This is a genomic window from Brevibacillus dissolubilis (assembly GCF_006170445.1).
In the GTDB taxonomy this organism is placed as follows: Bacteria; Bacillota; Bacilli; order Brevibacillales; family Brevibacillaceae; genus Brevibacillus_B; species Brevibacillus_B dissolubilis.
Window position 1 is genome coordinate 488,089 of sequence record NZ_VCNA01000002.1, and the last position, 23,685, is coordinate 511,773.

21 protein-coding genes and 5 tRNA genes are annotated in these 23,685 nt (G+C 51.4%); 2 read left to right on the forward strand and 24 right to left on the reverse strand.

The window, feature by feature from the left end:
- Positions 1-135: 135 nt before the first annotated feature.
- From FGI41_RS04260 to FGI41_RS04320, 13 genes are all read right to left on the reverse strand, one after another.
- Entirely contained in the window at positions 136-1,383 is a 1,248-nt protein-coding gene (locus FGI41_RS04260; protein ID WP_139488700.1) for an ATP-binding protein, read from the reverse strand.
- Between the two features lie 267 nt (positions 1,384-1,650).
- Positions 1,651-1,998, reverse strand: a complete 348-nt coding sequence (locus FGI41_RS04265) for a hypothetical protein (protein WP_139488701.1) — start codon at positions 1,996-1,998, stop codon at positions 1,651-1,653.
- Positions 1,999-2,199: 201 nt separating this feature from the next.
- Entirely contained in the window at positions 2,200-2,553 is a 354-nt protein-coding gene (locus FGI41_RS04270; protein ID WP_139488702.1) for a DUF779 domain-containing protein, read from the reverse strand.
- A 126-nt stretch (positions 2,554-2,679) separates the two neighbouring features.
- Complete coding sequence (gene adh, locus FGI41_RS04275; protein WP_139488703.1) at positions 2,680-4,200, reverse strand: aldehyde dehydrogenase; 1,521 nt, start codon at positions 4,198-4,200, stop codon at positions 2,680-2,682.
- 130 nt (positions 4,201-4,330) lie between these two features.
- Positions 4,331-5,071: a 4'-phosphopantetheinyl transferase family protein gene (locus tag FGI41_RS04280; protein WP_139488704.1), complete on the reverse strand. Its 741-nt coding sequence runs from the start codon at positions 5,069-5,071 to the stop codon at positions 4,331-4,333.
- A complete protein-coding gene (locus FGI41_RS04285; protein WP_139488705.1) occupies positions 5,068-6,111 on the reverse strand; it encodes an SWIM zinc finger family protein in 1,044 nt (347 codons plus the stop codon). The genes FGI41_RS04280 and FGI41_RS04285 overlap by 4 nt, the downstream gene beginning before the upstream one ends.
- 1 nt (position 6,112) lies before the next feature.
- Positions 6,113-9,220: a DEAD/DEAH box helicase gene (locus FGI41_RS04290; protein WP_139488706.1), complete on the reverse strand. Its 3,108-nt coding sequence runs from the start codon at positions 9,218-9,220 to the stop codon at positions 6,113-6,115.
- 57 nt (positions 9,221-9,277) lie between these two features.
- On the reverse strand, positions 9,278-10,894 hold the full coding sequence (locus tag FGI41_RS04295) for an ABC-F family ATP-binding cassette domain-containing protein (protein ID WP_139488707.1): 1,617 nt from the start codon (positions 10,892-10,894) through the stop codon (positions 9,278-9,280).
- Positions 10,895-11,014: 120 nt separating this feature from the next.
- Positions 11,015-12,310 carry a phytoene desaturase family protein gene (locus FGI41_RS04300; protein WP_139488708.1) on the reverse strand — a complete coding sequence of 432 codons (1,296 nt, stop codon included), beginning with the start codon at positions 12,308-12,310 and terminating at the stop codon, positions 11,015-11,017.
- Between the two features lie 211 nt (positions 12,311-12,521).
- On the reverse strand, positions 12,522-14,177 hold the full coding sequence (locus FGI41_RS04305; RefSeq protein WP_139488709.1) for a b(o/a)3-type cytochrome-c oxidase subunit 1: 1,656 nt from the start codon (positions 14,175-14,177) through the stop codon (positions 12,522-12,524).
- Positions 14,178-14,210: 33 nt separating this feature from the next.
- Complete coding sequence (locus FGI41_RS04310; RefSeq protein WP_139488710.1) at positions 14,211-14,678, reverse strand: cytochrome c oxidase subunit II; 468 nt, start codon at positions 14,676-14,678, stop codon at positions 14,211-14,213.
- A gap of 36 nt (positions 14,679-14,714) precedes the next feature.
- Positions 14,715-14,888 (reverse strand): cytochrome c oxidase subunit 2A, encoded by a 174-nt coding sequence (locus tag FGI41_RS04315; protein ID WP_139488711.1) that lies wholly within the window; start codon positions 14,886-14,888, stop codon positions 14,715-14,717.
- 207 nt (positions 14,889-15,095) lie between these two features.
- Complete coding sequence (locus FGI41_RS04320; protein ID WP_255298324.1) at positions 15,096-15,998, reverse strand: diguanylate cyclase domain-containing protein; 903 nt, start codon at positions 15,996-15,998, stop codon at positions 15,096-15,098.
- A gap of 347 nt (positions 15,999-16,345) precedes the next feature.
- On the opposite strand from FGI41_RS04320, the gene FGI41_RS04325 reads away from it, so the two are divergent.
- Complete coding sequence (locus tag FGI41_RS04325) at positions 16,346-16,993, forward strand: hypothetical protein (RefSeq protein WP_139488712.1); 648 nt, start codon at positions 16,346-16,348, stop codon at positions 16,991-16,993.
- Between the two features lie 539 nt (positions 16,994-17,532).
- Here FGI41_RS04325 and FGI41_RS04330 read toward each other — a convergent pair.
- The 7 genes from FGI41_RS04330 to FGI41_RS04360 all read right to left on the reverse strand — a co-directional run bounded on the left by FGI41_RS04330 (position 17,533) and on the right by FGI41_RS04360 (position 20,237).
- Positions 17,533-17,606, reverse strand: a tRNA-Gly gene (locus tag FGI41_RS04330).
- 7 nt (positions 17,607-17,613) lie between these two features.
- Positions 17,614-17,696, reverse strand: a tRNA-Leu gene (locus FGI41_RS04335).
- An 8-nt stretch (positions 17,697-17,704) separates the two neighbouring features.
- Positions 17,705-17,779 (reverse strand) — tRNA-Gln (locus tag FGI41_RS04340).
- Between the two features lie 32 nt (positions 17,780-17,811).
- A tRNA-Tyr gene (locus FGI41_RS04345) sits at positions 17,812-17,896 on the reverse strand.
- 15 nt (positions 17,897-17,911) lie between these two features.
- A tRNA-Asp gene (locus FGI41_RS04350) sits at positions 17,912-17,988 on the reverse strand.
- A gap of 179 nt (positions 17,989-18,167) precedes the next feature.
- Positions 18,168-18,497, reverse strand: a complete 330-nt coding sequence (locus tag FGI41_RS04355; RefSeq protein WP_139488713.1) for an SCP2 sterol-binding domain-containing protein — start codon at positions 18,495-18,497, stop codon at positions 18,168-18,170.
- Positions 18,498-18,578: 81 nt separating this feature from the next.
- Positions 18,579-20,237 carry a glycerol-3-phosphate dehydrogenase/oxidase gene (locus FGI41_RS04360; RefSeq protein ID WP_255298325.1) on the reverse strand — a complete coding sequence of 553 codons (1,659 nt, stop codon included), beginning with the start codon at positions 20,235-20,237 and terminating at the stop codon, positions 18,579-18,581.
- Positions 20,238-20,386: 149 nt separating this feature from the next.
- Here FGI41_RS04360 and FGI41_RS04365 point away from each other — a divergent pair, with 149 nt between their 5' ends.
- The gene (locus FGI41_RS04365) at positions 20,387-20,932 is read left to right on the forward strand and encodes a GNAT family N-acetyltransferase (RefSeq protein WP_139488714.1); all 546 of its coding nucleotides are present in this window, start codon (positions 20,387-20,389) and stop codon (positions 20,930-20,932) included.
- A 62-nt stretch (positions 20,933-20,994) separates the two neighbouring features.
- On the opposite strand, the gene FGI41_RS24745 is transcribed toward FGI41_RS04365, so the two are convergent.
- The 4 genes from FGI41_RS24745 to FGI41_RS04380 form a co-directional block, all read right to left on the reverse strand.
- A complete protein-coding gene (locus FGI41_RS24745) occupies positions 20,995-21,153 on the reverse strand; it encodes a hypothetical protein (protein WP_176560119.1) in 159 nt (52 codons plus the stop codon).
- Between the two features lie 75 nt (positions 21,154-21,228).
- The gene (locus FGI41_RS04370; protein ID WP_139488715.1) at positions 21,229-21,387 is read right to left on the reverse strand and encodes a YycC family protein; all 159 of its coding nucleotides are present in this window, start codon (positions 21,385-21,387) and stop codon (positions 21,229-21,231) included.
- A gap of 78 nt (positions 21,388-21,465) precedes the next feature.
- On the reverse strand, positions 21,466-22,029 hold the full coding sequence (locus tag FGI41_RS04375; RefSeq protein ID WP_139488716.1) for a thioredoxin family protein: 564 nt from the start codon (positions 22,027-22,029) through the stop codon (positions 21,466-21,468).
- A gap of 45 nt (positions 22,030-22,074) precedes the next feature.
- Entirely contained in the window at positions 22,075-23,661 is a 1,587-nt protein-coding gene (locus FGI41_RS04380; RefSeq protein WP_139488717.1) for a M1 family metallopeptidase, read from the reverse strand.
- Positions 23,662-23,685 lie beyond the last annotated feature (24 nt).

Genomic DNA, 23,685 nt, shown 5'->3' on the forward strand with positions numbered 1-23,685 from the left:
GTCGCCTTGTCGTTTTTCTGAAGCAGTTTCTTCAATTAGTTGCTTCAATCAGATAGAGGGACTTTGTAAATGTAATACTCATTTATCATTCGGAAGATTAATTAGTGCTTGTTTTGGATATGACTACAAATTCTTCTACACCCTCACCACAAACCTCGTCCCTCTCCCCTCCACACTCTCAACCTCCATCACTCCACCCATCCCCTGCACAATCCTATTACACACCATCAATCCAAGCCCCGTCCCCCGCTCTTTCGTCGAGTTAAACGGCTGCCCGATCCTCATCCTTACCTCCTCCGGCATCCCAATCCCGGTATCCTCTACTTCCATCACGACCTCCTGCCCCACCCGCTCGGCGCGGATCGTCAGCACCCCGCCATCGGGCATCGCTTCCACCGCATTTTTACACAGATTAATAAACACCTGGGTAAATTTATCCGGGTCACCCGTCACATACAGGCCATCCTCCAGCTCTTCCTGGATCTCCACGCCTTGCATCAGGGCGTAGGAGGAAACGACGTTGCTGACATAGCGGAGTTGTTCTTTGACATCGAGGGGGATCTGTTTTTCATCTTGGGGTTTGGCAAAAGAAAGGTAGTCGTTGATAATCACTTGGGCACGATCGAGCTCTTGCAGGATCAGGTCGTGGAAGGCTTCTTTCTTTTCGTCGGGGAGCTTGGTCTGGCTTAAGAGCTGGACGAAGCCGCGGACGACGGTCAGTGGGTTGCGTACTTCGTGGGCCACAGAGGCGGCGAGATGGCTGAGGACTTGGAGCTTTTCGGATTGTTGGATGTGGCGGCGCAGGCGGTATCGTTCGACGGTGCTCTCCAGCAGGTAGACTACTAAGAGCAGGATCAGGATATTGATTACCATGAATTGCAGCAAAAAGGCAAAGTACGTCAGGTCGATCGTCTCTGTCATACCGTAGACTCCCAGATAGGAACCGATCATCACCAAGAGTCCTGTACAGAGACCGAGCAGAGTGGCGATCAGACTTTTTCTGCTCAGACGGCTCGTGAGATAATCTTTGCGGCAGGCCAGCGTGAACATCAGGATAACCAGATTGACCACCAGGACGATCCCAAACCCCTGCACGCCTAAAAACAAGCGGTACAGGGTGATCACGGCAACCTCGATCACACCTACAAACAGACCTCCGTACAGCGTACCGACGATGAGTGGCACGTAACGAAGATCATAGATAAGTCCGTGTGAGTGAATCGGAAAACTCATACAGACGAGAATCGAGAGACTGGCTACAGCAGCGATGACGATACGGATTTGCTGGAAAGTAATGACGCGTTCAGGCAGCACTCTTTCACATAGATAAAGCGGGACGATCATCATCAGGAATTGGATAAACGGGTCTTTTAACGACTCCACGTGATCACCTCTCTACGACAAGCTTTATGTTAACTGGAGCCGAATACTTCGGGATATTTCTACAGGTTTCTACTATGTTCTACTTGTGTTACTTTTTTCCTGCTACGATAGGTGCTTGGAATGTGTAAAAATGGAAAAGCCCATGGTTCCTTTGGAGGAGGAAAACCATGGGCTGGTGGTCTGGTAGGTCGAGATATGTAGTTGATGTTGAGGGGATGTTTGATCGGTATTTGATTGGTGTTGATTGATATAACGTTGCTAGCTTAACTACCAAGCCATACGCTGATCACAAAAAGACTTCGTCGGTACCACCTGCAGTGTGACTTCTTTTGGTGAAGCTTCCTGCAGTGTGACTTCTTTTGGTGAAGCTTCCTGCGGTGCGTCTTCATTCGGTGTGGCCTCTTTCGGAGTGATGGATTCCGATTCCGTACTTGTCTCTACCACTGGGAACGTCTCCTTCTCCGCAGATAACGTTCCTCTTTCTGTTTCTGTTAATAACAATTCCTCCGCCGACACACTCTGCATCTTGATTCCCTTCGGATTATCCATCGTCGTCTCGGTCATCATCTCCGGCGTGGCAAAAAACATCAAAAACATCGTCAGAATATATTTCACCGGGGGTTTCCCTCCTGTATGTACGATATCGTGCGGTTAGGTACGGTTGAGCTGCATGCACAATCGCTTAGACGGAAACCATTCCCATTTTGTTGCAGAACGGACGAAAAAACAGGCAATTGGCCGGATGAATCGGTCACAAGAGCCTGCTTTTTCGCTGTTCATTGTTCCTATACGATCTATCTCTGCTGATTCTTCCCCCTACTCACCTTCACCAAACACCCGCGAGCGGGTCAGAAACCGGACACCCTCTGGGTTTTCCAGCGAAAACATGCCACCGCGGCCCTGTACGACGTCGATGATGAGTTGAGTATGCTTCCAATACTCGTACTGGGAGGCACTCATGTAAAATGGTGCGCCTCCGATCTCACCAAGCTTCACATCGGATTCCCCGATGATCATCTCCCCGTGTGGATAGCACATCGGGGAACTGCCGTCACAGCAGCCGCCAGATTGGTGAAACATCAGCGGGCCGTGCTTGGCGGTAAGCTTCGCGATGAGTTGTAGTGCCTCTTTCGTTGCCAGCACTTTCTCTTTTTTATCTGCCGTTCCCATGAAAAACCCCCTGTTAACCGCCGCCTGACCGTACACAGATCATAGGTGTGCAAAATCTGCCGGGTCAAAAGCAGGTAGCCTTTCCCCGGCAGAATCCAGCTTCATACTTCAGATACCGCTCCTCTTTTAGAAGAAACCCATTTCCTTCGGGCTGTAGCTGACGAGCAGGTTTTTGGTCTGCTGGTAGTGGCCAAGCATCATTTTGTGACCTTCGCGGCCGATACCAGACACCTTGTAGCCGCCGAAAGCGGAGTGAGCCGGGTAGACGTGGTAGCAGTTGGTCCATACACGGCCTGCTTCGATAGCACGACCCATGCGGAACGCAGTGTTCATGTCGCGGGTCCAGACACCGGCACCGAGACCATAAAGCGTATCGTTGGCGAGTGCGAGTGCTTCCTCTTCATCGCGGAAGGTGGTGACACTCACGACCGGACCGAAGATTTCTTCTTGGAAAATACGCATCTTGTTATGGCCTTTGTAGACAGTCGGCTGGATGTAGTAGCCATCCTGCAGTTCACCCTCGAAGTGGACGCGGGCGCCACCGGTGAGGCATTCTGCGCCTTCTTGCTTGGCAATATCAAAATAGGAAAGGATTTTCTCCACCTGCTCAGCAGAGGCTTGTGCGCCAACCATGGTGGTGAGGTCGAGCGGGTTGCCTTGTTTGATCTGAGCGACGCGGGCGAGTGCTTTTTCCATGAACTGGTCATAGATGGATTCGTGGATCAGCGCGCGGGACGGGCAGGTACACACTTCGCCTTGGTTGAGGGCGAACAGGACGAAGCCTTCGACCGCTTTGCTGAGGAAATCGTCATTTTTGGCAGCCACGTCTGGGAAGAAGATGTTTGGCGATTTGCCGCCCAGCTCCAGCGTGACCGGGATGATATTTTGGGAAGCGTATTGCATGATCAGGCGGCCTGTGGTGGTCTCACCGGTGAAGGCGATCTTCGCGATGCGGTCGCTGGTCGCAAGCGGCTTGCCTGCCTCCAGACCAAAACCGTTGACCACGTTGACCACGCCTGGCGGGAGAAGGTCTTGGATCAGCTCGATTAGCACGAGGATGGAGGTAGGTGTCTGCTCGGCTGGCTTGAGCACCACGCAGTTGCCAGTAGCAAGCGCTGGAGCAAGCTTCCAAGTCGCCATCAGGAGCGGGAAGTTCCACGGGATGATCTGACCGACTACGCCAAGCGGCTCATTAAAATGGTAAGCGACAGTATGCTCGTCAACCTGCGAGATGGTTCCTTCATCCGTACGCGCACAACCGGCAAAATAACGGAAGTGATCAATCGCAAGCGGGATATCAGCAGCCAGCGTCTCGCGGATCGGCTTGCCGTTCTCCCAAGTCTCTGCGACAGCGAGCAGCTCCAGGTTGGCTTCCATGCGGTCAGCAATCTTATTCAGAAGATTCGCACGTTCTGCCGCAGAAGTGCGACCCCATGCGTCTTTGGCGCGGTGTGCGGCGTCGAGCGCCAGCTCGATATCTTCCGCCGTACCTCTGGCTACCTCACAGTACGGACGACCAGTGACCGGGGAAACATTTTCGAAGTATTGTCCTTGGATTGGAGCGACCCATTCACCGCCGATAAAGTTGTTATAGCGCTTTTTAAATTGAACTTTGGAACCAGGTTGGTTTGGTTGAGCGTAGATCATCTGTCAGCCTCCCTACAATCTTTTCTATGATTTTCTTCTATGATTGATTGTATGTAAGCGGTTTAAACAATAGAATCGACTCAAAGGAAAAAGCTACCATTATCTTTCGACAAAATGGTAGCCTGTTAATTTAAACGTTGTTGAAGTTGTTGACGCCATCGAAGGCATCCAGTGCGAGTGAATCCTCAGCCAACTGCTTCGGACTGAGTACAACGACCTGCTCGGGAAACTGGTTGTGCATCGCACAGACGCCTAGCTTGTAGGCAGGATCGACATCGTACTGGCGGAAATAACAGTCACGCAGCCGATTCTCGGTCTCCACCCGGATCGCCCCATCCTCCCGAAACTGAATGGTAAAAGACCCCAGCCCCAGTGAGAGACCCTTGCCGTCTGCCTTGATGTAGCTTTCTTTTAGCGACCAGTAGTCAAAAAAGCGGGAATGCCGCAACTCTTCCGGCAACGCAAGCAATTCTGCCACTTCCGCCGGTGAAAAAAAGCGCTGTGCGATCGCCAGCATGTTGCGCTTGTTGGGCTTGATCACCTCGACGTCAATGCCGATTGTCTGACTGTCGATGGCACATACGACCCATTCCCCCGAATGTGAGAGATTAAAATAAAAATCGTCCGCACCGATCAATGAAGGCTTCTCCTGATCATTGTAGGCGAAGCGAATCTCGTTGTTGGTAAGATTCAGCTTGCGCGCAATGATGGTCCGGATCAACAGCTCAGCCGCCAGCGAACGCTGTGCGTCCTCATAGCGTCTATAGCGGCCAAGCTTTGCCTGTTTTTCCGGTGGGACGAGTGAGATTAGCGTTTCGAACAGCTCAGGCTCCCAGTTCTCTGTGAGATGGACGCCGTAGACTTCCATCATAGCTTCTCCTCCATCTGCTGCTTCGCTTTGCGGCTGACTTCACGCAGAAAGGAAGAGAGGAACAGCATCGCTTCCGGCCCCTTTTTCCCCAAAAAGTCGGGCGAGCCCCATGTCAGTGGCAGACTGTCTGGTGCGACCAGCTCCGGATCGAGATTGACCTGGATGTCTGTAAAGATCGGGTTAGCCCTCCAGTAGGTCCCTTGGTCGACAGAGCGGCGCAGGAAGGAGGCGCCGATTTCGATGTCAGGGAGCGGGGTGCGGGTGACTGGAGCGGATGGAGTCGCGCTGGCTGTTGCGTTGGTTTGGACTGGTTCGGTTTGAGCTTGGATGGGCTCGGTTTGATCCGTTTGCGCTTGGGCGGTTTCGGTCAAGGCATGAGTTGCTTCGGCGGTCTGAACTTTTGCATCTGCATCCGCATCCCCGTCAGCTTTTGCTTCGGTTTCGTGCGGGATCGAGTTAGCCAATACCGTCTTACCTGCCGCCTCGGCATTTTCACCCCGGCGACGGACCCCAACGCTCCAGCTCTCCCGAAGCTTCGCCATCACTTCATCCTTATGCAGCCCACGCAGGCCAAACATCAGCATCGGATCATCGGTCATCATCTGTCCGACGGTGATCAGCACAGCGATGACATGCTTGCACGGTACGGCAAAGTCAGGACAGGTGCAGGCCGTGTGCAGCTCGTGCTTATCGCGGGGAAACAGGGAAACCCCTGCTTCCAGATAACGCTGCTCGATCTCCTCCGGCAATTCACCTGCGAGCAGCTTGGCAAGGGACAGCGGGGATTGGACAAGCAAGTCAACCGCTTTCGTCCGTTCATCCTGAGTGAAAACGGGCAGTTGCACCGTCACCTGATACGGCGTATAGCGCGTACCCGTGATGCGGGCATGAATCTCCCCAGGCTGTAGGCTGATCTCGCGTACCGCTCCGTCTTTGGCGTAGCTTTTACCGCGTTGGGAGCGGGCTTGGGCGTCGAAGGACTCGATCACCGCAAGCCAGCGCTGCGTCCACCAGGGCTTGGTTTGGGCGCTCTTGCTCATCTTAACTCAACTCCTCTTCTCCCCCTTGCAGGATATCTTCGCGCAGCTCGAACAGACTGGACAGCTCGCCTACAGAAAGCTCGGTGAGCCACTTCTCGCCTGTATCGATGACCTGATCGGCCAGCTCGCGCTTGGATTCGATCAGCGTGTCGATCCGCTCCTCCAGCGTGCCGGTACAGATGAAGGTGTGAACCTGCACATTTTTCTTCTGTCCGATGCGGAATGCACGGTCGGTCGCCTGATTCTCCACCGCCGGATTCCACCAGCGGTCGAAGTGAATTACGTGGTTGGCACGGGTCAGGGTCAGACCCACGCCACCCGCTTTGAGCGACAGGATAAAGATGCGCGGTCCATTCGGTGACTGGAACGACTCCACCATCTTATCCCGCTCGGTCTTGCTGACACCACCGTATAAAAAGAGCGGCTTCTCTCCCAGCTCTTCCTGCAGATAGCGGACCAGCATATGCCCCATCTCGACATACTGGGTGAAAACCAGCACCGCTTCTTCGTTGGCGATGATCTCCGTGACGATCTCCAGCAAACGTTGCATTTTGCCGGAACGTCCGCCTAAGCGGCTGTTGTCTGATAAAAAGAGGGCTGGATGGTCGCAAATCTGCTTGAGGCTGGTCAGGCTGGACAGTACCAGTCCGCGCCGTTGCATGCCTTCTGCCCCTTGAATCTGTTTGAGCATCTGCTGCACGTTCGCCTGATAGAGCGTCACTTGCTCTTGGGTCAGGCTGCAGTAGGTTTTGGTTTCGATCTTTTCCGGCAGATCGGTGATGATCGCTGGGTCTGTCTTGAGACGGCGCAGGATGAACGGGCGCACCATCTTCTGCAGCGCCCCTGCCCGCTCCGAATCCTTGCTCCGCTCAATCGGCAGTGCGAACTCCGAGCGGAACTGTGTAAGCGACCCGAGATAGCCAGGATTGAGAAAATGAAACAGCGACCACAGCTCAGACAGACGGTTCTCCACAGGCGTACCGGTCATCGCGATCCGGCGGGTAGCTCTAAAGCCCATGATGCTTTTGGTCTGCTTGCTGTTGCTGTTCTTGATATTCTGCGATTCGTCGAGGACGAGATACGACCAGTGGATCTGGTTAAAATCGGCCTCATCGCGCCCCACCAGTGAATAGGACGAGACGATGACATCATGCTCGCTCACCAGCTGGACAAATGCTTCACCGTGTTCACGCTGCACACCATGATGCACCATCACGCGCAGATTCGGGGCAAAACGGTTCAATTCCTTCTGCCAGTTGCCAAGCAGAGAGGTCGGGCAGACGATCAGTGCAGGCTGGTTCAGCTCTTTTGCCAGCAGCAGCGTGATCAGCTGTACTGTTTTCCCCAGACCCATATCATCAGCCAGACAGACCCCAAAGCCCATGTCGGTCATCGCAGTCAGCCAGGCGAAGCCTTTTTCCTGATAAGGGCGCAGGGTGCCGTTGAGCTGCTCGGGAACGTGGATATTCTCCAGATTCAGCTCCATCTTGCCCTCGATCATCTCGCGCAACTCCGTCGGCAGCGTGAAGTCGAGCACAGGCAGGTCGTCAAATCCGTTGGGAGCCTTCCCTTCGGCGATCAGGTGCAGCAACTCACCCAGACGGATCTCACCCTGTGATGCTTTGCTCAGATAATCGATGACGCTGCGCAGTTCATCGCTGTTCACCTCTGTCCACTCCCCGCGGACTTGCACGAGAGGAGCCTTGAGGTTGGCCAGCTGTTCCAGTTCAGCAAGGGATACAGACTCATCGCCCAGTGCGGCTTGGGCATCGAATTCCAATAGTTCTTCCAGACCCAGTGCCGGAGCGGCAGCGATCTGCCCTTCTGTCATCCACTCTGTGGCACGGCGCACCTTGAGCTTGAGTCCGAAGCGGCGGCGGCCTTTTTGTGTCCACCATGCAGGGAGCTGGACTCCGAAGCCGCCAGCTTGCAGGTCCTCAGCCGTCTCACGCAGGAACTGATAGGCATCGCTCACCGCAAGCGTCAGCGCATGTGGTCGCGGCTCCATCAATACCTGCTCCAGATCATTAAAAATCCGGGCAGCACGAGCCAATTGGCCGAGCAATGTCTCCTGTGCCGCCTCGAATCTGCGCTCCACGTACAGCATCTCAGCCCCGGTCTGCTCCCAGACTTCCTCCGCCGGGATCAGCAGGCTCGGATCATCAAGCGGCTGCAGGAAAAAGCGGAGCGTCCAGTCCTGTTCGAGCAGGTCTGGCGTGGTCGGGTCAGCTGACGTCTCCATCCCAGCACGCGGCGGCTCCAGTCGGAAAAACAACCGCAGGCTGTTTGATCCCAGCTTCCCGGCATTCGCCCGTCCACTGGTCCATTCTTTTACCTCATTAGCCAGCTCGGTCCACTCCGTCGCCCTAGCCAGCAGACGGTCTTCCTCATCCCGCTTGACCAGTGACTTGAGCCAGCGCATCGGCAGGGAGAGCTTGCCGCGGAACAACGAGGAATGCTCGCGCAAAAACGCATCATCCGCATACTCGCGCACCAGTGTATCCACCGTCTGCGTCAGATACGACATCACGATATCGCGCGGATCCGTATCGACCCAGCCCTCGCCCATTTTTTTCGTATCATAGGCACGGCAGGCAGGTGGCATCGCGTAGCCTAAGAGATGCAGACGGCGCTCGTCTTCTTCCATCTCCAGATTGGGCTGCCAGATCGCCACTCCTTCGCGGTTGCCGTACGAACTGCTTTTGCGAACCTCAACCGTAGGCGTAATCCGCCCGCGAATCATCAGTTCGAAGCCAAAGTGAGTCACTTTTTGCCAAAATTGAAGGTCGTCAGCGAGCTGCATGCCAGCCCGTTCGGCCTCCTCCTGCGACAGAGACAACAAAAAGGACATGGCAAAGCGAAGGGAGAGCGATACCCCGCTGATATTCTCCAGCGAGAGTTTCGGCTTGTTCGACTCGTAGAATTCCCCACGGTCGATCCAATAAGGGACCTGAAACGAACGCATGCCCACTTTGCCCGCTTCGCTAATGATTGTTCGGTTACGGATGGACAGCTGATCCACCCATTCTGTCACGGGTATCTGTTCCCCACCCCGCAAGCAGAAAAGAAAAAAAGCATCTGGCAGCCAGATACCGTGCAAAGTAATCATCCATGTCCTCCGTCTTTTTCTTTATCTCGGAGCCTGCTTGAGCAGGACGTTCGCTCTCTAGTTGTACAGTTCTTCGCGCAGGCGTTGAATTTCAGGGCTCTCTAGATATTCATCATAGCTCATTTGTTTGTCGATGATGCCTTTTGGTGTGATCTCGATGATCCGGTTCGCGATGGTCTGTACGAACTGGTGGTCATGAGACGTGAAGAGCATCGTGCCGTCGTAGTCGGTCAGACCGTTGTTGAGTGCGGTGATGGACTCGAGATCCAAGTGGTTGGTTGGTTCGTCGAGGATCAGCACGTTCCCGCCGGTCAGCATCATTTTGGACAACATGCAACGCACTTTTTCGCCCCCGGAGAGGACGCTTGCTTTTTTCAGTGCTTCGTCACCGGAGAAGAGCATACGGCCAAGGAAGCCACGGATGAAAGTCTCATCTTGATCCTTGGAGTACTGACGCAGCCAGTCAACCAGTGTCAGGTTGGAGCCTTCGAAGTACGCGGAGTTGTCTTTCGGGAAGTACGCCTGTGTGGTGGTTACGCCCCAGGAGTATTGACCCCCATCTGCTTCGAGTTCACCCATAAGCACTTGGAAAAGAGTGGTTTTTGGCAATTCATTCGGGCCGACGAAAGCAATCTTGTCACCTTTGTTGATGGTGAGGTAGAGATTGTCAATAACCTTCTCGCCTTCCACTGCCTTACTGAGTCCTTCGATAAGCAGGATGTTTTTCCCTGCTTCGCGCTCAGGTTTGAAGTTGATAAATGGATATTTACGATTGGATGGTTTGATGTCATCCAGTGTGATTTTATCAAGCAATTTCTTACGCGACGTCGCCTGCTTGGACTTGGATTTGTTGGCGCTGAAGCGTTGGATGAAGCTTTCCAGCTCTTTGACTTTCTCTTCTTTTTTCTTGTTTTGCTCACGCATGAGCTTCAGAGCAAGCTGGGAGGACTCATACCAGAAGTCATAGTTACCTACATAAACTTGGATTTTACCGAAGTCAATGTCCGCGATGTGCGTACATACCGTGTTGAGGAAGTGACGGTCATGGGATACGACGATAACGGTGTTTTCATAGTTTAAAAGGAAGTTCTCCAGCCAGCGGATTGTCTCGATGTCCAAGTGGTTGGTAGGCTCGTCGAGGAGCAGGATGTGCGGATTGCCAAACAGCGCTTGTGCCAAGAGCACGCGGATTTTTTGGCTGCCGTCGAGATCCTTCATCAGCTTAGAGTGATGCTCGGTACCGATGCCAAGACCGATCAGAAGCTCAGCCGCTTCCGCCTCAGCTACCCAACCGTTGAGCAGCTCGAACTCACCTTCCAGCTCAGACGCACGGATACCGTCTTCTTCGCTGAAATCCGGCTTCATGTACAGCGCGTTTTTCTCTTCCATAATTTCAAAGAGTCTCTTATGACCCATCATTACCGTTTTCAATACTTCTGATTCATCGAACTCGAAATGATTTTGCTTGAGGACAGCGATACGCTCGCCTGGTGTTACATGGACTTCACCGCTGTTTGGCTCGATTTCGCCGGAGAGAATTTTGAGGAAAGTAGACTTCCCTGCCCCGTTCGCCCCGATCAAACCGTAGCAGTTACCTGGTGTGAACTTGATATTAACGTCTTCGAACAATGGTCGTTTGCCGTAGCGCAACGATATTCCGTTTGTACTAATCATTTAATTTAACCCATCCTTTATTAAAAATACCCTGTCAAACTTATATTATAGCATCACTTCTATGAAAAATAACCCCTTCCCTCGTAGATTCAGAGGAAAAAGGGGCATTTTCCAAAAAAACTATTCTTTTGCGAGAATCAGGTTGCTGGCTTCATACGCGCTGGAGAAGGACAGCTCAGAGAGTTGCCCCTGACCTTGGCACCAGTCTCCCGCAAAGAAAAGATTGCGGTAATCCGGGAAAAACAGCGGCATCGGCTGCTGGTTCATCGTCCACTTGATCTCCTGTACGACAGCACGGGTGGAGACACGCGGTACGACCAGCTTGTCGCGCCAGCCTTGGAAGTGCTTATCATACATCTGCTCGATTTTGGCCTTGTACTCGTCAATGACCGCCTTGTTGCCGAGGTCGGAATCGCGCAGATAAGCGGTCGCCTGCAACAATTGGCCACCCTCAGGCACGCATGTTGTATCATAGTGCGAAATGTCTGTGATAAACATATTTTCTGCCTTGTCATAAATGTAGGTGTACGGCGTCTCGATCCGCTCAGACAGACCGATATCATATACGAGTACCACGGTTGGATCATAGCTTGCATAGTGCTTGATCGAGTTCTCTACCTTGGAGCCGGTGAAGATCTTATCCAGCTCTTTTGGCGGGATTGCGAAGACGAACTCGTCTGCTTCGAACACGTTCTCCCCTGCCGTTACAGACACGACACGGGTCTCATCGCAAGTGACGTTCTCAATCTTGGTCTTGGTAAAAATCTCACCGTTGTTGCTCTCGATGATGCGCACGAACTCGTCGATCAATGCCTGCCAGCCGCCCCCGATATACGCTACCGGTTTGTTGGTGGTAAAAATACGCTGATAGTACTTGAAGAATACATCAGACGGGATTTTTTCCGGTTCCTTGGTGAAGAAGTTGGAGGAAGCCAGTGTCAGCATCATTTCTTTGACATCTTCACTGATGTTTTGCTTTTCGAGCCATTTGCCGATGGACAAGTGAGGCTGGCCCGTTTCCATTTTGAGCATCGTTTTTAAAATGTTGAAGGTAAACGTAATTTTGTCGAGACCCTTTACGACTTTTGTGCGGAAAAGTCCTTGGATGTTTGCAGGGACATCTGTTAACGCGTCGCCTAGGTCGTATTTGGCTTTGTTCGGGTTGAAGTCTTGCCAGTCGATTTTGAGATCGAGCAGTTTTTGCAGCATACGCAGGACAGAGGTGTCACGGCCATAGATGGCATGTGCACCGAAGTTAAAATTAAACCCTTTAATTTTGAGCGTTACTGCACGGCCGCCGAGTGCTCCGCGCTCCAAAACAGCTACTTTTTTCCCTTTGTGCGAAAGAAAAGCCGCTGCGGACAGACCCGCCAAACCTCCCCCGACGATAATGACATCATATTTCACTGTTGTCATGACAGAATAGCCCCTTTATGTTTCTTCTTAGTACCAGTATATTACTGTACTTAGTTTACTTTAAGAATCGGTCACATAAGATTGTAACATCATTATCAGGGGTTGAAAAGAGTTTCATGTTTCTACTAAAAAAGCCACCTGCCCCCTCTTTCCCTTTTCATTGGGAAAAGTAGGTTGCAGATGGCTATCGAATGTGATGCGGAAGAAAGAATTACCAGGTTCTAAAGCCGGCAGATGCAGGTGGTGCGTGGTTGATCTGCTGTGCAAGCGGTACGCCGTAAGCAAGGACGATCAGGAATGCAGCGATACCGACCCACAGTCCCCAACGTTCGAGAACCTTCGGAGTTGCTTCTGCATTTTCGCTGGTCTCACCGATTGGGAATTCTTCTTCACCCTTCGGCGCAAAGAACGCGAGGTAGACAACAAGACCGATCAAGAGGATGGAAGAGAAGAACAGGATTTCGCCGCCCATCGCCATGAGTTTTTGATAAGACATCCAGCCGAGTGCTGTCTCATCATTGAAGTAAGTGGTGTAGTCGGTACGGCGTGGTGCACCTTGAAGACCGAGGAAGTGCATCGCACCAGACATCATGCTCATCCCGACAAGCCACAGTACAGTTTGTACGATACCGAGACGGTTAGCGGTTTTGGTCAATTTGCGGCCGGTCAGGTGTGGAATGATCCAGTAAGCCGCTGCGAAGAAGGTCAATGCAACAGAGGTACCGACGGTCAAGTGGAAGTGACCAGTTACCCAGATGGTATTGTGGATCACTTGGTTCAATTGGTTGGAAGCGTTGATGATACCGCCTGCACCAGCCGGGATGAAGTAGAGCATCCCCATGAATGGTGCGAAGAAGCGGACATCTCCCCAAGGAAGAGTTTTGAACCAGCCGAACAAGCTTTTTGCGCCCTTGGCACGGCCCGTGGTTTCAAAGGTAGCAAACATAGAGAACGCGGTCATCAGGGATGGAACAACAACCATGAGTGTCAGGATGACGTGGATCATTTTCCAAGAAGCACTGATACCAGGCTCCATCAGCTGGTGGTGGAAACCGACCGGCATGGACAAGAGAATGAAGAGGACAAAAGAAGTACGTGCGAGTGAATCAGAGAATACTTTCCCGCCGATGATTTTCGGGATGGAGACATACCAGACAGCGTAGGCTGGCATCAACCAGAAGTATACGAGCGGGTGACCGAAGAACCAGAACAGGGAACGGCTCAAGAGGATGTCAACACCATCGACCCAACCGAAGGACCATGGGATCAATTGGAAGACTACTTCGACAGCGACACCGAGTGTTGCGATCTGCCACAGAATCATGGTAGAGACAGCCATGTATTGGAACAGTGGAGACGTTTTGCCACGGTTGGCTTTTTTCCAAGCGGCATAGTTGGCAAAGATCGCATATCCGCCAAACCAGCTACCTACCACAAGCAATGCAGCACCTACGTAGAACCAAGGGGAAGCTTTCATCGGAGCATAGAAGGTATAAAGGACAGAAGCATCATTCATCAGGATGGTAACAGTCGCCATGCCTGTACCAATCGTCATCATCCACCAGCCGATCCAGCCAAGCTTACTTGCAGCAGGTGAGAGTTTTCCGTCCGAGGTGCGTGCAGCCCCCGCGAGGAACAGTCCGATAATAAAGAATGTTGTGAAAACCAGACCCATCATAACACCGTGGGTGGTGAGGAGTTGATAATAACCAAGCCATTTAGGCAGTGTAACGATACCACCGCGTACCAGACCCTGCAACAGACCGCAGAGTGCCGCGATTGCAAAACCGATGAAGGCGACATAGATGTGGGCGAGACTTAGCTTCGCTGCCGCACGATCCACCCTCACGTTATCTTCTCTATTCATACACTTTCACACCTTTCTGATTCCTGCAGCGGTCTACTTGACGATGACGTGTGTCGCCATGATTTGGTGACCGGCACCGCAATATTCGTTACATAAGATGAGGAATTTACCTGGTTCATCGAATGTGTGGGTAATCTTACTGACGTGACCTGGAAGCACCATGGTGTTGACGTTGGTACCTGGGATTTGGAAGCCGTGAACGACGTCTTTGGATGTGGTGATGAAGGTGACCTTCGCTCCTTTTGGAACCTCGACGTTACCCGGCTGATAACCGAAGGCGAAGGAGACCATCACCAGCTCATATTCGTTAGGTCCGATCTTTTTCAGCCCCGGCTTGTCAAAGGGTGCTGTCTGATCTACCTTTTTCGGATCGATCATTTCCATGTGGCTCGGCGGGGTCATCCCCATCGCGAACGCGTTCACTGACAGGATGACGATGAATAGGGCCAGTGCACCCGTTCCGAGCATCAACCAAATTTTTTCATAACGATGCAAATGCATAAGTCTTTCCTCCGTTCCGCAAACCGCTTCAATTGGTTAGCCTCTGTTTATGAAAAGATTAAACACTCCAAACCATGTGGCAACGATGAATGCCCCCAGCAAAAGAACCGAGATAAACGTACCTTTCAAGGATGGTTCTTGATTTGGCTGTGTTTTGGGTTGCGTTTTTTTCACTTTTTGTTGAGTTTGATGTTGAGATTGAAGATTCATGATTCTTCCTCCCTTCGTGTTCCGCATCACATTTTGTATGTTTTATTAGGACACTTTGATTAAACCATGCGGGCTAAATTTCCGAAGTGATTAAAATCACACCAGTTCCCCAATTGAAGCAGTGTTCAAGGTTCTGACAAAAAACAGCAAAAAAAGACCCTTACCACCCTTTTTGGACATGGTAAGAGCCTTCGTATCTGTAATCCTTTATGTATAGATCTGAAAACAGTTGCGTCCCCTGTTCTTCGCTTGATACAGCGCGATATCTGCCTTGCTCAGCAGTTCTGACATCGTAGTCGCATGCAAGGGACAGAGTGCAATCCCGATGCTTGCGGTCGTGGCAAACTTATGCTCCCGGAACTTCCACGGCTGCTGCATCACGTCAACGACCCGCTGTGCAATCCGCTCGATCTCCGAAATACTTGTCATATCGGTGAGGAGCACAATAAACTCATCTCCACCAAGACGAGCCACCGTATCCACCTCTCGCACACAATTGCTCAGACGCTTCGCAACACCCTGCAGCAGTTCATCCCCGATATCATGACCACGTGAGTCATTAACCGACTTGAACTTGTCGCAATCCACATACATCAGTGCAGCCAGCGTTCCTCCCTCGATCGCCAGCTCAATCGCCTGCTCGATGCGCTCCTGCAGCAGACGGCGGTTAGGCAGCCCCGTCAGGATATCATGATAGGCCATATAATGAAGCTTCTCTTCTGTCCGCTTCCGTTCCGTAATATCGCGGGTAACGGAAAAGACATGGGTACACTCGCCTTCCGCATTAAAAATCGGCGTCAGGATCGATTCCTCATATCCATCAAAGCCCTCGATGAATGACACTGGCTTCCCCACAAGCACAGCCTCACGATACTTACTGTTCAACAGCGCTGCCTTTTCCCCTGAATAGATATCGTCAATACGCTTGCCATAAGCCTCTTCGCGCAGCCCTGCTGTCCTCATCGCAGCCGGATTGACGATCACATAAGTAAAGGTTAAATCTTCTTCCACTTTCATTAAAAAAACCATATCTGAGACATGCTCAAAAAAATGAGACAGAATCGGGCCATACTGTTCGATCACAGTTGTGATATCTCTTCCTATCATCATCCAAAACCCCTCTTAGAACCACTGCTCTTTTTTTAACCAGAGCTTTCTCTATCTACAAACCTGTTTATCTCTAACATGGAACTTACCACTAAAACGAATTTTTTATCAAAAGACTTCTCTTACTACTATAAATTCAAATTTTATCGGAAACAAGGGAAAAAAAACAAATTTCCGACTTGTTCTGGAAAATACACAGTAGTCCCATTATCAGAATCGTGTTACCCTTTGAATAAGGGGGGATTTATATTCACGATAGATAGAACACAGTTACACCAGGATGGATTCATCCCATCCCTCATAGCTTACCTTCACTGAAAGCAGGAGTTTTGAAAGGAGTCACAGACCACATGACCTTTGGAGTTAGACTCGCGCGTGGTATTATGCTTGCCATCTTTTATGGAATCATCGGTTATATCATTTCCCTGTTTCTTTTTGCGGATGATACCCGGAGCACATGGGGAATCACTAATGCGGAGGGCTTGTGCTACGGCATGATGGCATACGGCTTTCTCAAGGGGCTGCTGAGCAAGTCTGCTAAGTCTGCACATACAGGCAACACAGGCAGCAGCCGCAGTAATTCAGGGCATCGATCTGTACATAAAAAAAGAAAATCCTCAGCGAAGTATGTTGCTGCAACGTCCGGCGGTGCAACTCATGGTACCCGTCATAAACATGATGATGACGACGACGACGACGATGATTATGATTATGATGATGACGAGTACGAATACGATGATGACGATTATGATGATGAATATGAAGAAGAATATACATACAGTAACTCCAACTCCAGCAATTCATCCTCCTATTCAAACTCTAGCAGCTATAGCAGCGGTTCCAGTTACAGTTCCAGCAGCAGTTCAGACTATGACTCCTCCAGCAGCTACAGCTCAAGCAGCAGTTCAGACTATGACTCTTCCAGCAGTTCTAGCTCTAGCAGCAGTTCCAGCTACGACTCTTCGAGCAGCTATAGTTCTGGCAGCAGTGACGATTAAGGATAAGCCCGCGTAGGCACAAAAAGAACCGTCTTCCTTCCCTGTTATGGTTAGGAAACAGACGGTTCTTTTTTCGTTCTCTATGTATGATGCATGTTGATCCTTGTAGGTCAATCCAGATGACTAATTGAGGATCTTCCCGATTAGCACAGCAGACACCGTTACCGGCGGATATCAACATGCAGCACGCCCTCCACTTTTAACCAATTTCATAGCGGTATGAGAGATCATTCAAGCGTTAACAAGGAAATCGAGTATTCGATTAACTCACACGATCGTTTATCTGCATACCGAACAGGGGTCGTGCAAACTAGAGACATTTATCATTTGCAATGCAGACAAAATACCCCATCCGATTCATCACTTACCCAATAATAATTACCATTTGCATTTAATACGAATGAACGACTAGTACTCTGAAGCTCATACCGAAACTTCCTATTCCCCCGAATCATCCTTCTATGATCAAAACCCATGAAACGATCAAAATAATAAAAAATCCCTTGAATGCCCTCAAGGGATTGTCTCTTAATTATGTATGGAGCGGGTGATGGGAATCGAACCCACGCTACTAGCTTGGGAAGCTAGAGTTCTACCATTGAACTACACCCGCAAATGGTTGGTGCCGGTAGAGGGACTTGAACCCCCACGGTTTCCCTCACGATTTTGAGTCGCGCGCGTCTGCCAATTCCGCCATACCGGCACATATGATGGCTGGGGTACTAGGATTTGAACCTAGGAATGACGGAGTCAAAGTCCGTTGCCTTACCGCTTGGCTATACCCCAACAATATGTAAGTTAGTTGATCGTAAAATAAGTGGTGGGGAGAGACGGATTCGAACCGCCGAACCCAGAGGGAGCAGATTTACAGTCTGCCGCGTTTAGCCACTTCGCTATCTCCCCACTATGAATATAACATGGCGGAGCTGACGGGACTCGAACCCGCGACCTCCGGTGTGACAGACCGGCGTGAACTCCAACTTCACCACAGCTCCATGTTATTATAACTGTCTGCCGTCTAGCGGCGACTTCTATACTATAGCATAGTGAACTTTCAGAAGTCAATATCTTTTGTAAAAAAGAAAGAGAGCTGTCAAAGGCTGTGTTGCTTCACAATCTTTGACCACTCTCTCTTTTTTCACCTTGGTTCAGGCGTTCACTTACCTGCAACCGCTTACTGATACTTTTTGAACAGGGAATGAAGCTTGAGTGCCAGGGAGATGTCGCCTTTTACCTTCAATTTGCCCATCATGAATGCGGTGGTCGGGTTGAGATCGTCGTTGACCAGCTTGATGAAGTTCTGATCGGAAAGCTGGAGTGTGCAGACTGGTTCGTATGGTGTGCCTTCTGCATACTCTACCTGCCCGTCAGCGATACGGATTTGCAGAGTGCCGCCATCGTCACCGGAAAGATCAAATTGATAGTTCAAGGAAAGACCTTGGATTGGTTCTGGGTTGGCGTTGATTTTTTCGATTAGTGCATGGAGTACTTCTCTGACTGCCATATGTAACACCTCTTCATGAAAGGATGCCCGGTCCGATGTAGACTAGCTCAAACGTAATTATATACAGGAAAGTCTGATGATTCAATCACCTTGAACGAATTGTGTCACAAGCGCAAGCTCCCGCTCCATCTGCTTAAGCTGCCGGTTTTTCTCGCGGGCATCCCAGCCGAGGAGCTCTCCCATCAGCCGGACGACACGATGTGTGATACGCTCCGCCTGTGGACGGTCGAAGTAGACCATTCCAGTGCGGCGGACGAGAAAATCAGCGGCGGTGACGGTCATCTCATGCGTGATACAGTATTGCAGCTGGGCTTTGAGCAGGCGGATCTCGGGGTCGCGCTCTGCGTTCTCTTTATAAAGCTGGTAGATCCTATTGGTATGGTCGCCAAACAGGGAAAAGAGCTTCTCACAGTCGGTCTTGGATATGCCCTGTCTGCTGCCTTCGCTTAAAATTTGCTGTCTCCAGCGTTTTACCTGTGCGCGTTGCGGTGGCCCGCTGGTGATCGGGGCTTGGGCTGTGGTGCAGGGCGGATATTTCTCGTCTTCGATTTTTTGCAGGCGTGCGGCGACGAGGTCGACGGTCTTCTCCGCCATTTTGCGAAAACCGGTCAGCTTGCCGCCTGCGATGGTGATCAGGCCGTTGTCAGCGAGGATAATCTCGTCTTTGCGGGACAGCTCAGACGGCCCCTTCCCCTCTTCATAGATCAGTGGACGCAAGCCGGTCCAGGAGGATACGATGTCGCTTGCTCCCAGTTGAAAGTCGGGAAACATCGTATTGACCGCATCCAGCAGGTAATCCCGATCGGCTATGGTAGCACGTGGCTCCTCCAACGAGGCTTCGTAAGCGGTATCCGTCGTGCCCACGTAAGTGATCTGATCGCGCGGAATCACAAAAATCATCCGGCCATCCGATGCGTCAAAATAGGCAGCTTGTTGGACAGGCAGCTTATCATAGGGGAAGACGAGATGAATCCCTTTGGTGATAAACAGCCGCTTGCCTTGCAAGGAACGGTTCGTCTCACGGACACGGTCTACCCAAGGGCCTGCTGCATTGACGATCGTGGTGGCATAAATCCGTTCGCTATCCCCTGTCAGCGTGTCCGTCACGATGACGCCATTCACATAGCCATAGCCATCGTATAAAAATTCAGTGACTTGTGCATAATTGCAGATGGTTGCACCGTTCAAGGCAGCGGTTTTGATCAGTTCGGTGGTCAGGCGTGCGTCATCGGTGCGGTATTCATAGTAGTAGCCGGAGCCTTTCAGCCCGTCGTCATGGAGATTCGGTTCTCGGCGCAGGGTCTCTTTTGCACTCAGCATCTTACGCCGTTCGTGGCGCTTGACTCCGGCGAGCAGATCGTAGACATACAGGCCGACAGAGGTGGATAGGTACCCCAACGACCCATGACGGTAGATCGGCAGGATCATCGGTGCGGGGATGACCAGATGGGGTAGTTTCTGATGCAGCAGCTCGCGTTCGCGGCCTACCTCCATGACCAGCTTGACCTCGCCTTGCTTGAGATAGCGGAGTCCTCCGTGGATCAGCTTGGTGGAGCGGCTGCTCGTACCGGAGGCAAAATCCCGCATCTCCACCAGCCCCACCCGTATCCCTCGCAGACTGGCATCCCAAGCGATCCCGGCTCCGGTGATGCCGCCGCCGATGACCAGCAGATCAAGCCTTTTGGCAGACATGGATTTGAGATAGGTTTTGCGTAAGCGTGCGTCACACCCTCGTTGCACCGTGAATCCCCCCGTTTTTCCGTTTTCCAATCAGTCGGTCACAACAGATTATGTATAAACAGCCCTATCCATTCGTCTCATCAGGGAAATAATTGAATTCAAGCAAACCATCGTTCTATAATGAAGAAAAAATAGAATGGGAGCCTGTCATGATCATTGACCAACAAGAATACCACGTAAATGGATTGGATTATATCATCCGCTCTGCCGTCGAAGCAGATGCAGAAGCATTGTCTGCCTTACGGTTACAGATTGACGGAGAGACCGAGAATTTAGACAGGGAACCGGGCGAAGCGTTCATTGATGCAGCAGGCTTTGCACAATTGATCCGCACTGATACAGAAAGCAGTAGAAACCTATTTTTAGTGGCGGCCGCAGGTGATCGGATCGTCGCCTTTTCCAGATGTGCGGGGACTTATTTGAAGCGATCCGCTCATAAAACCGAATTCGGCGTGGGTGTCTTACAAAAGTTCTGGGGATACGGCATCGGCAAGCATCTATTACAAGAATCGATCGCGTGGGCTGACTCCACCGGGATCCAAAAAATGACGCTGAATGTGTTAGAAACGAACGAAAAAGCGATTGCCCTCTATCAGAAGCTTGGCTTTGAAATCGAAGGAAGATTGAAAAAAGATAAAATCCTCTCTGACGGGAACTACTATGACACCATCTTGATGGGAAGATTTCGTGAATAAACATTCAAGAATAAAAAGCAAAAAGCAGATCAGTGAATGAATCGGTTCATCACGGATCTGCTTCATTTTTGTACGAAAACAGCTGTCTCTTCGGTGGATTCTGTGCCTTTTTCCTTGACCGGGTTCGGCATGGTCTCTGCCTTGCTCACCCTATTCTGTGGATTGCCGACGAACACGGCGAGGCAGAACAGAAGAAACGCTGCGATTTTGAGAAACTCCATGGCCTACTCCCCTTTCCCTAGTACATGCTCTCCATACATTAGACGTGGGAAAGGAGATTTCGTTGCGGCATTTGCCTACTCTTTTTGCTCGTTTTCTGATTTTTCTTTCGCAGCGAGTTCGGCCATCTTTTTCATCAAAATGTGTGGTGGCATGTGCATGAGCTGTTCGAGGGGAACGCCCAGCTGCTGGGACAATTTGACGGCTGTATCGGGTGAGATTTGCAGTGGTCTCATGGTGGGTGGGGACAACTCCTTGTCAGGTGGTGGTTGGGTCAGAATGGCTTGGGAGTCCTTCGGTGAAAGGTATACAGCCTAGAGAGCGCTGAGCACCCCGCGCAGCTCTTCGGTGATGACATGCTGGGCGTTGGTCTCGCCGTATTTGGCCAGCATTTCGCTGCGGGCTACTTGGATCTTGTCGTTGTAGTCTGGTGCGTTGCGGTCAGGGTTTTCTTGTTTGAAGGCGATCATCACCGCTTGGACATGCGCCGGGCGCGGGCCCCATTGTGCGAGTACTTCGCCTTCTGCATTGGTGAAGATGGCGATTGGGATCGCGCGTCCACCCATCGTGAGGAACTGATCCATCGTCTCTAGATGCTGCTCCATCACCAGCACTTCGGTCGGAATCCCTGTTTCATCCAGAACGCGGAACAGGACAGGCACATTGCGCACCACGTCACCACACCAGTCCGCCATCAGGATCAGGCAGCGCAGGTCATCACGGGACGTAAGACCAGTAAAAAATGCACGGGTCTCTTCGCTGTCCCATGTGAAGCTTTCGTACCAGTTGAGAAAGGCTTCTTTGTTCTTTTCCATGCCGTCGATGAATTGCTTTGGTGTGATGCCTTGGCCCAGTTTTTCTGCAAGGTTTTTGCTCATGTGGGTAATCCCCTTCCGTATCTTGTTATCAAGCAAATTATAGCTTTATTGCTTACCCAAATCTACCCATCTCTGCGCTTCGGCCTGCTTGGAAGTGTCATGGAGCAGCCAGTATTCAAAGAACGCACGGGAGTCAGCACCTGTCGCTTCGGTAAAAGCCTGCACGACCTCTACTCCGGTGGCAATGCGGTATTTGTGCCGGTCAAAATAGGCTTTGAGCACACGGTTCACCTTTTCTTCGCCCCATGCTGTACGCAGCTCCCAAAGCATCGTGGCCCCTCTGGAGTAGACATTTTGGCCATAGGTGGTCATATCGGGAAAATCACTGAGCGATTCGCTCCAGATATTCCACTTGCGCTGTGGATTTTTGCCGGATGTAAGGCGGCTTTCATTGCGGGCACGGTATGCTCCACCCTCGTAGCTGTCGAGAAATGACATAGTGACGTATGTGGTCAGGCTCTCGTCTACCCATGGCTCATCCACCTCATCATTGCCGATCAGACCATAGAACCATTGGTGGGCGGTCTCGTGGGCAATCGATTCGACGGTAAATGGCTGGAACGAGTCAAACAGCGTGGAGTCAAAATAAACCACTCCGGGATACTCCATGCCACCTGCGTTCATGCCTGTTTTGACTACATCGTATTCGCGATACGGATAGGTCCCATATGCTTTGCTAAAATACTCAAACGAACGAACTGCGGTATCATGCACTTTTTTCAGGGTCTCGCGGTCGTCTGATCGTTTCACCCAGGTACGGACGATGGTATTGCCGACCGGAGTCGTAACTGGCTCAAAGGTGTCGTTCATCACGATCATGGCAAAATCGCGCATATTGGGCGCCTTAATCGTGTACTCCAGCTGTTTGGTCGCGGGCAATTCCTTTTTCTCGGCGCGGGCATCATCACCGCTCGAAGCGATCTGGTAGTCATGCGGAATACGGGCTTTGACCTCATAATTAGCCGTCTCACTGTAGAACGGGTCGCCGATCGGCAGGTATGGGTCCAGATTCCAGCCTGTCTCGTCTTTTACGGCTAGGATCGGCAGCCAGTTGCCCAGCCAGAGCATGTCTGCATCGCCTGACATTCGGCCTTCGTTCATCGGCAGGGTCATGCCGAATTCGATCCGCACCTCTGCTTCTTTGGCGTTCGGGTCGGGCAGCGGTACTGCGAGGATCGTGTCTTGGAGGGTGAACGGGACTGGCTTGCCCGCCACTGTTACTTTTTTGACCGCTACCTCTTCGGTATGACCGTCCCCTGAGCCGAAGATCCATTCCCATTCGGGTGTTTCATGGCTTTTCTTTTTGTCGGCACGGAATTCATTGGGGTAAAAATGAAAATACGCCTTGTCGTCCTGCGGGGCAAATCTGGCGGTGAGACTTCCGTCGACTCTCATCTCAGATGGCTTAATCTCGACGTCGGCGAGATAAGTGGCGGGTTGCAGCGGCTTTTGATCCTTTGGCTGGTAGGCTGGTATAGCGTGGGAGGTGCTTCCTTCGCCTGTGGCTGGCGCTGGTGCAGATGTGTTTTCTTGGTTGGACGGCTGACTCTGTCCGGCTTCTGGTGTGGAACATCCGGCACTGAAAAGTACGGCACTGATCGTCAGACCGTGCAGAATCATTGGGATCTTCATTTTGCTGACTCCCCCTTTTGCCTT